This window comes from Kribbella sp. NPDC049227 (assembly GCF_043197265.1).
Taxonomy (GTDB): Bacteria; Actinomycetota; Actinomycetes; order Propionibacteriales; family Kribbellaceae; genus Kribbella.
This window is the reverse complement of the sequence record NZ_JBICST010000004.1, coordinates 885,886-894,322: the sequence shown is the minus strand read 5'-3', so window position 1 is coordinate 894,322 and position 8,437 is coordinate 885,886. Positions and strand designations below refer to the sequence as shown.

General features: G+C 65.5%; 8 protein-coding genes. 2 read left to right on the top strand and 6 right to left on the bottom strand.

What is annotated here, in order from left to right:
- Window positions 1-2,078: 2,078 nt before the first annotated feature.
- Window positions 2,079-2,498 (top strand): hypothetical protein, encoded by a 420-nt coding sequence (locus ACGFH6_RS22130; protein WP_393386699.1) that lies wholly within the window; start codon window positions 2,079-2,081, stop codon window positions 2,496-2,498.
- A gap of 391 nt (window positions 2,499-2,889) precedes the next feature.
- On the opposite strand, the gene ACGFH6_RS22125 is transcribed toward ACGFH6_RS22130, so the two are convergent.
- The 6 genes from ACGFH6_RS22125 to ACGFH6_RS22100 form a co-directional block, all read right to left on the bottom strand.
- A complete protein-coding gene (locus ACGFH6_RS22125) occupies window positions 2,890-3,297 on the bottom strand; it encodes an NUDIX domain-containing protein (RefSeq protein WP_393386696.1) in 408 nt (135 codons plus the stop codon).
- Between the two features lie 229 nt (window positions 3,298-3,526).
- On the bottom strand, window positions 3,527-4,105 hold the full coding sequence (locus ACGFH6_RS22120; protein WP_393386693.1) for a hypothetical protein: 579 nt from the start codon (window positions 4,103-4,105) through the stop codon (window positions 3,527-3,529).
- A gap of 315 nt (window positions 4,106-4,420) precedes the next feature.
- Window positions 4,421-4,900 (bottom strand): SsrA-binding protein SmpB, encoded by a 480-nt coding sequence (gene smpB / locus ACGFH6_RS22115; protein WP_393386690.1) that lies wholly within the window; start codon window positions 4,898-4,900, stop codon window positions 4,421-4,423.
- A 27-nt stretch (window positions 4,901-4,927) separates the two neighbouring features.
- Window positions 4,928-5,827 (bottom strand): hypothetical protein, encoded by a 900-nt coding sequence (locus tag ACGFH6_RS22110; RefSeq protein WP_393386687.1) that lies wholly within the window; start codon window positions 5,825-5,827, stop codon window positions 4,928-4,930.
- A 310-nt stretch (window positions 5,828-6,137) separates the two neighbouring features.
- Window positions 6,138-6,911 (bottom strand): class I SAM-dependent methyltransferase, encoded by a 774-nt coding sequence (locus ACGFH6_RS22105; RefSeq protein WP_393386684.1) that lies wholly within the window; start codon window positions 6,909-6,911, stop codon window positions 6,138-6,140.
- Between the two features lie 283 nt (window positions 6,912-7,194).
- Complete coding sequence (locus ACGFH6_RS22100; RefSeq protein ID WP_393386682.1) at window positions 7,195-7,707, bottom strand: hypothetical protein; 513 nt, start codon at window positions 7,705-7,707, stop codon at window positions 7,195-7,197.
- 253 nt (window positions 7,708-7,960) lie between these two features.
- Between ACGFH6_RS22100 and ACGFH6_RS22095 the strand changes: the two genes are divergently transcribed.
- Window positions 7,961-8,341 carry a hypothetical protein gene (locus ACGFH6_RS22095; RefSeq protein WP_393386680.1) on the top strand — a complete coding sequence of 127 codons (381 nt, stop codon included), beginning with the start codon at window positions 7,961-7,963 and terminating at the stop codon, window positions 8,339-8,341.
- Window positions 8,342-8,437 lie beyond the last annotated feature (96 nt).

Here is an 8,437-nt window from a genome sequence, read left to right as displayed (position 1 = left end):
GCCCCACGGAGACGCCAGACCCAGACTGGCCGAACCAGCCACTGTCGCAGATCACCTGGCGGACGGGTGTCGCACATCAGTCGACGGAGGACACACTCCCGCCGATCCCTCTTGCCGAATTTGGCTCTTATGGATCAAGGCGCGCCTTCGGCGCGCGGCGCGGACGTGCGCATGCGGCCTCCGGCCGTTCACCGCCCGCGCCCGCTCTCGGTGTCTTTCCTGAGCAACAGCATTCGCCTCCGGCGGGGGCCTCACGACTCCGGGATGACGGGGCCGATTTGGCCGGCTGTTCGGAGTGGGGCCGGGGTGGGTCTTCCCGTCTGCCGCTCAGCCCAGTCAGGACCTATCAGGAGACGCCAGAGGGGCCAAGATCGTTCGTCCAGCGGGGCGCTCCATCTTGGCCCCTCTGGCGTCTCCTGATCGCGCTACGCGTGGGCTGAACGGCAGACGCGAAGACGCAACTGCGCGGGGTACGCCTGTAAGCGTCCGTAGGCGGGAGATCAGCAGGTTACCTCCGAGGTTTGAGCGGAGGCGCTGGCGGTGGCTGCGGCCATTTCCGACGACTGGCAACGTGCCGGTAGAGCCGATCTATTGCTGCGTGGCAGATCTCGGCCGTGGACAGGTCACCGGTGAAATCTGTTGCTGGCAGAGCAATAGAGATCGTGATCCCCTCGCGTCCACGACGGTGGTAGAGCTGAACACTCTCTCGATCCTCAACCCACATCCAGGGTTCTAAATCGTCCGGCAACGCTGCTGCCCATGCCTGCCAGTCCGGATCGTCCTCGAATACCCCAAAGACGGAGGCACCGGTGAGCCAGTCTCGGCACGTTTGTTGGCTCAACCAGCCGCTTCCGGAGGGCTTGATCATGGTCGCGAATATAGATGGTGAGATCCCAATCCTTGGCCACCAGCCCTAGAGCGCGGTGCCCCCGAGGTGCCCCGAACTGCCCCGGACAGTCGTCAACGACCCCCGGCCGCTGAGCACGATCACCGCTCACGGTCGGCGGTCGTCGTGTGGTCTGGGCTCGGCGGGAACGGACTCGCAATGAGTAGCTCGTCAGCGCCTTGCTAACGGGCTTGCTAACAGCGGCCACGGATCGGGCCGGACAACCCTGGACAATCCGCCAGATCGGCGGGTGCCCTCAGGCGTGCTGTGGTCAAGGATGGACGCCTCGAACTCGACTACGGATCAGAAGGTTGGGGTTCGAATCCCTCCGAGCGCGCAACCGAAACCCCAGGTCACAAGATGGACGACCTGGGGTTTCGCATGTCTGGATTGCGACTTGCCCCCTCGGCTGACCCCACGTCACTTGTCGCCGTGCTCGAACAGGAATCCAAGCCGGTCTGCGGCGCCCCGCTGCAGGTGCTGTTGTCAACGGAGTTGACCGAAGCTAGGTGAGCTGGCAGCGGGTCGCACAAACCGGACACACGGCTCGCTTGGCGCTGGACACGACGTCGAGTCCGCAGCCCGTACACGTGCCTTGCTCCCACAGCTCAGGCTCTGGCCCGAACGCACCGTCGTAGTAGTCCCGATCGGGCCACGCAACAACGGCGACGTTCGCACCATCCTGCCCAAGGCGCTGGCCCTCTACCCGGGTGACCTCCGCAAGTACGAGGCACGATGCCAATCCGTTGTGCGAACTGGCCCGGCCTGGCAGAACTCGACGGAGGATGTCAACCAGCTCTGGTGTGGGCAGATCCAGCATCTGATCAGCGAGCGCTTGCCTGGCGTCATCCGTTGCCACGGGCGCAGCCTATTGCGTGGACCGCCGCACGTGGATTGGTGTGCCCTCCGTGTGCCCTAACGGAAGCGCGCCACGCCTGCCGGAACTGGCTCTGGAGAGTGAGTCGGCCGCCGTGGGGGAGACTTCGTCGGGTGAGCATGTTCAAGCGGCGGCGTAGACCGCCTGACGGGCTGGTGGCTGAGGCGGCTCGGAATCCGGGTGGGTGGGTTTACGAGATCGATGGGGACTGGGTCGACGATCCGAACGGCTACGTGCCGCCGGAGGCGATTCGCGGGGGTTGGCGGGTCGACGAGTCGGGGCAGATCACCGGTGAGTTCGTACCCAACAAGCAGCATGGACGCCCCGCGGGACGACCTCGAGTTGCTCACCAAGGCAGATCATTGGCTCGGCTGGCTGGGAGATCAGCCCGGGCGAGCGGTGCGCGACGGGATCGAGGAGTTGCTGGCGCAGCAGGTCGAGGGGGCCAAGGTCGAGTGGTTGAAGATCACCAAGGAGCCGAAGTTCCTCACAGGTGGTAAGCCGCTGGCGGATGATCCGGGCAAGGCGCAGGTGGTTCGGGCCGGTCTTGCCGTGGAGTTCGGGCTGTCGGTGGTGCGGCCGGATGGGCGGCGGGACGTGCTGACGGGCGTGTTCAGTCTGGCCGTGGCCAGGATGGACGAACCGGCGGCGCGTGAGCAGTCCTGGCTCGATCTGGGCGAGACCATCGACCAGGCCGGGCCACTCCTGGAGGAACGGCTGCTCTCCCTGGGCTGAAGACGTCAGGCCGGGCCCGACGGACAACCGTCGGAGCCCGGCTACCCGAGCGTCGATGGAGAGCTGTGGGTGGGGCGGCTTCGTCCGTCAAGCGCGGCATGAGAATCGATCGCTTCGGCGCTCCTGAGACGCAGTACGGCTGAGCGACGCGCGCTGGTCCGGTGGCGGGTACGCCGGCTTCGGCCGCCGTTCTGCGTGGGAGTCCCACGGTCTCGGCGCGGCCTGGTGGGCCGCCCGTGCTGCGGCCGGAATGAAGGTGGTGCTCCGCTGGCGCGGTGGACCACAGTCTTTCGCTGACCCGACCCCGTTTCTCGTGAACCCTGTCTCAGCGAGCAGTGCCCATGCTCTGTGCGTGGCACGCGGCAGCCGATGAGCGTGGGGTTCGTAACGGCTAACCGGTTGCGACCTGGACGGCGCTCAGGATGCTCGACAGGCTCTCCGGGTGGGCCATCTTCAAGTCTGCGAGATCGCTGGGCCGGAACCAGCGAAGATCGTCGTGCTCCTCGGGCGCGGCGTTGACAGGTTCCCCGTCCCAGCGCGTGACGAGGAACGCATGCACGACGAGGGTGGGGTCACTGACCGTCATTGGGATGGGCAGAGGTTCGTGGACGTGGATACCGAGTTCTTCGAGGCATTCCCGACTGACGGCCTGGTGAGGCAACTCGCCCGCCTCGACATGCCCGCCGGCGGAGAAGCTCCAGCTGTCGGGATACCACCGACGCGATGGATGGCGATGCACCAGGAGCACGAGACCATCGCGCACAAGCACAGCCACTGAGATCGGAATCGGGGCGACCATGCCGACACACTAGGCGCGAACCCACCCTCATACCGCGATCCGCGCTTCCGCACGCCGCAGATCACCAGGCGGATGAGCGTCGCGCATCAACCGACGGAGAGACCAAGCGTTCCCACCCACAACCTGCCGGGCTGACCTCTTATAGATCACGGGCGTGGGGTGACGGACCGAGAATGCCTGTTCGCAGCGCCACCCGGCACCGTCCGAGTCCTGGCGTCAGTCCTCGTCCTTACGAGCTGGGTGCAGCGGTTCCCGTGGAATCGATCTGACTTTCGAGCTCGGAGATGTCGTGCTCAGTGAACAGGAGTTCGGCACCGGCACGGAATGATCGCAGCCTCCGGGACGCCATCAAATCGAAGAGTGCGGAACGCTCCACGCCGAGCCGCTCTGCGGCCTCGTCCAACCCGACCATCTGTGGGGCCGGACTGCTGTGGAATCTCTCCAGGTCCAAGTTGTACCAGCTCTGCTGCTGCAGCCAGAGGAAGTACTCGCGCTCGATCGAGCGCGAGCCCATCGCGGTCGTCTCTGCCAGGAACTCATCCAGGAGATCGAACAGGCCGTCCAAAGCAGCTCGGTCATCCGCTGGACTGAGCGGGCGACCGGCCTGCGGTACCACGAGCCGCGTCACCAGGGCCGACCACACGAAGTTGCTGCCGTCATTCAGCTTCAGGACCAGAAACTCCCGGAAACCCGCGAGGAGTTCCGGTCGTCCAAACCCCAAGCCGGTGACGAAGCAGACAAGCTGGTCATAGGTCAGCTCCGACCGCCCGAAGACCATACCCGGCCGAAGTCGCACGGTGCGGAGCAACTCTCGATAGTCCAACGTTCTCGACCCTTCGTGGTTGCCCTGCGAGCCGAGCCATCTTGCCTGATGCGCTCGGAAGGAGCTAGTTGGCCGGACGCCGATGGACGGTCGGCCGGGGTTGGGCGGCCCGCCATCGGATCCGGCAGACGGTGGTCGACGGTCCGAAGTCGACTACGGATCAGAAGGTTGGGGTTCGGAATCCCTCCGAGCGTGCGGATCGGAGGCTCAGGCTGACCTCTCGGACCTGGGCTTTGTGTGTCTGGCTCGCCGCCTACCAGGGCACATCAGCTGAGTGGGTGTCGTCGTACGCGCGGCTGGTCAAGCCGGGCGGCCCTTCAGGCGGCGGCTGACGGCACGCTCGACCTCCCGGGTCGCCTCGCGCTCGGCGAGTGCGTGCCGCTTGTCCCACGTCTTCTTGCCGCGGGCGAGGGCGATCTCCACCTTCGCGCGACCGTCCTTGAAGTAGAGGGTCACCGGGACGATCGTCAGACCGCCCTCGTTGACCTTGCGCTCGATCTTGTCGATCTGGGCACGATGCAGCAGCAGCTTCCGCTTGCGGCGGGAGCCGCCGTTGAACCAGCGGGCCTGCGAGTACTGCGGGATGTGCACACCGTGCAACCAGATCTCCCGCTCCTCGACCTGGGCGAAGCCACCGACCAGGGACGCCCGCCCAGCTCGAAGCGCCTTGACCTCCGGGCCCTGGAGCACAATCCCCGCCTCCCAGGACTCGCCCAGGTGGTAGTCGTGGGCAGCCTTGCGGTTGCGCGCGACCACGGGTTCGGCCTGTGCCTTCTTCACACGGTGATTCTCCCCCCGACGAGCCAACTAGGCCGAACTGGCCTGCTCGGCGACCCTGGCCAGATACTGCCGTGGTATCTCGGCCCGGGTCCGGATCTCGATCGGATCGGCGTACGGAACAAGGCGCAACCACGACACGAGCCGGTGCACACCGACCAGCGCCTCGGTGGCGGCGAGGTCGTCACGCAGCAACCGTGGGTCGGCGTCGAGGTGATCACGCCAAACCGTCAGATAGACGTCGAGCAGCTCGTCGCGGTCTGCGTGAGACAAGGGCGCACCGGTCCATTCCTCCACTGAGTCGAGGAAGCCGTGCAGCGAGACGAACGGATGACCCCAGATCGCGTTGCCGAAGTCGAAGAACCGCGGCCTGAGTGCGCCGGTCGAGCGGTCGGCGAAGATGTTCGCGGGGTACACATCGTTGAGCTCCAGGTCGAGCGGAACGATGCCGCTGAGGGACGCAGTACGTCGATCCAATACCTCAGCGGCGACCTCAGCTCGTTTCAGCATGTCCGGCTCGGGCCGCAGCGGATGTCCGGGCGGCAGCGACGCCCAGTCCTCGGCGACGGCGCGCACTCGGTCACCGGCCGCGCTCGGTGGAAGCTCGATGATCCCGGGGTGCTCGGCCATGTTGAGACGGCCGAGGAGGGCGCACTGAAGGCGGGCGAGCGCGCGGACGACGATGCGGCGCGTCGGCTGATGACGGACGTCGGGATGCGTGAGCGTCGTTCCCTGATCGTCCGTGAGCATCCAACTGCGTTCACGATCGACTGCGATCGGCACGATCACATCCTCGGGCGCGAGCCGGGCCAGCGCGGCGACCATACCGGCCTCGAATCGATGGCCAGGGTTGTTCTCCTTGAACCACACCAGTCCCTCGACGGACGGATAGCACCGCACCACGGACCAGAATCGCGCCCGATAGGTCACCGCCTCACCACTGATCCGGCGCCCCTGCTCGGCAAGCCGACAACCAACCCAAGCATCCGCGGTCCGCGTCCACTCCGGTGACGTCCAACGACGGACCCATTGCCCCTCAGCATCCGGCCCAAGCGGCCGAGCCGGCGGCGGATAGTACGGCACCCCCGGCACGCTAACGCCCAGCCCCGACAGTTCACCTACGAGGCAGGTCATACCCGCCCCACCTATGAAGCCCCCCAACGCACGGATCTGCCGATGAGAGGGCGCAAGCCTCCTGCGAGCAACCGCGCGGTCCGGCCAGGGACTGTGAGGCCGTTGTCTATACCTTGCTCGCCATCACCATGTAGTTCTCGGCCTCAGGGTTGTACGTGCTCCTTTCCGTCCGGAGTCCGACCTGGTGCAACTCGGCTGCGAGTTCGTCGTATCGGTAGGGCCAGCACGACAGCAGTTCCGAGCGGACAAGAACCGCCCCAGCCGCATCAACTTGCGCGACCGCAATCTCGATGTGGTGCTCCTCCTCCCAATGCGACGCAATCTCCCAGCGGTAGACCACGACGGCATTGTGACCGTTCCGGCGGACAAGACGGTCACTGATGTCCAGCCGGGAGCCTCTGGCCCTCACGAGTTCCCAGGTGCGGGAGGTGAGTACCAAGCGCCCGCCAGGGCGCAGAAGCCGTGACATCGACTCCAGAGCAGCAACCCTGCCTCTCGCGCCCTCGGCATGGTGCAGCGAGTTGCCAACGCAGAACACCATGTCGAAGGTGTCGTCATCGAAATGGTCGGGCAACTCTTGCCAGTCCGCCCGCATTGTCCGGACAGGTGCCCTGAATTCCTCGGACAACTCCGCAGTCCGACGAACCATCTCTTCGCTGGCGTCAGTCGCGACCACCTGCATGCCAAGACCGGCGAGGCCGACCGCCAACTGTCCGGTTCCGCACGAACAATCGAGGACGTGAGCGTTCGGCGGCAGGAGACTGAGGACGTCGTCGAACGACGCAGCGAACTCGGCCGGGGCCAGCTTTGCATCCGAGATGAGCCACTCGTACACCTCGGCAAGCGCGTTATAGCTCGTCACAACTACTACCTCCGACACGGGGCAGACTCACGGTCGCACATCAGTACATCAGCGTCGCAAGTCGGTTCACCAATGGTTTTGCAAGGGCAACCCGCCCTGTCATGCCGCGATCCGCGCTTTCGCAGATCACCTGGCGGCCGAGGGCCGCGCATCACCCGACGGAGGACAGCTGATCCTCTGGCCTGTCATCCTCCAACAGATCCGCGACACATGTCCGTCAGTAAATGTGCGCCAGGCTAGACGTCTGGCGACCAACTGAGCGAGCCGGCCAACGGACGCAGCCGATGAGCGCGCGGCTGTTTCAGTCATCACCAGGAGACGCTCGGTGGCCGAAGAACAATGGCGGCTGGGTCACGAAGGTACGCAGTGCCGATTCGACTGTTCGCGCTAGGAAATCGGCCCAGACGGCCGCGTCAGTCCCGTCGTAGTAGGCGAACCACACATCGCCTGACTCGATAGTTTGCGTGGTCGCGGCGAACTTGCGGAGGTAGTGATCGCGCACATCCGCAGGCAGTTCGCGCGAGAACTGCTGGTCCGGAGGGGGCAACGTCTGGGCGACCTGGCTGTTGATGTTGAGCGCCTCGCGCCGTGACAGGTCGTCGAGAAGGTCCCAGATACGCTGGCGGCTGAACCCAGTTCCCCGCGACGGCGCCCTGGATTGCTCGAACTCAACAACGAAACTACTGCCCGCATGCGGATCCCAGCCGCTCTGTCTACACTGCACCACGACGATGTGGTGAACCTCGCCCGCGGGCCGGATCCAACTGTTGCTACCGAGCCGCTTGAAGCCCTCGGCCTTCAGCCAGTCCGCCAACCCTGCACGGAGAACGTGGACGAGATCTCCAGCCCGGAACGCGTCTGAACGGGGCTCACGGCGAGTGAACTTGCTGCGGTCGCGTCCACGGAATCGCGCGGGACTAAACCTAAGCCCCTTCGTCCCCGGATCCAGCCTCCTGCATGAACGTCCGGAACTGCCGCGATCCGCGCGGTCGTGCCGATGTTGGTGAGAGGTCCAGGACGGCCGTGTGCGGGGAGCGGTGCGAGCTCGGCAGTGTGATCATGGGCTCGTGGGCCGGAAGAAGTCGCGACAGTTCGATGGGATCAGCGCACGTGACGACGGTGTCCCGGAATCCAGCGGCGGTTGGCGGACGTGGCCGCGGCCGGTCGATGATCGCGCGTGGGTCGACCTCGACGGAAGTGTCTGGCGGATGCGAGGCGGCCCGCTGGATGCCAAGCAGGCCAGACGGCTCATGAAGCGCCCAGACGTTCACGTCGTGCGCGCCTACGAGCTCACTGTGGCCGAGGTGCGCGGCGCCGAGCGCGATGCCTTACTCGTCCGCGTCGAAGAGTTCTTTGCCGGGAACGCGCCCGCCTATGTCGAGTTCGAACTAGGCGACTTCCGCGATCAGAGCCACCAGGTCACGCTCATGGTTCAGGAGAACTGCTGACAGCAACTTCCTCATCTGCCGCGATCCGTTGCTTTCGACCGATCCAACTTGCCGATGGGCGGAGGTCATCGTTGGGGGTGAGGTGCGGGGTGGGGC

Coding starts and splice junctions, on each gene's coding strand:
- ACGFH6_RS22130 (WP_393386699.1), top strand. CDS start 2,079: ATGGACGCCCCGCGGGACGACCTCGAGTTGCTCACCAAGGCAGATCAT.
- ACGFH6_RS22125 (WP_393386696.1), bottom strand. CDS start 3,297: ATGGTCGCCCCGATTCCGATCTCAGTGGCTGTGCTTGTGCGCGATGGT.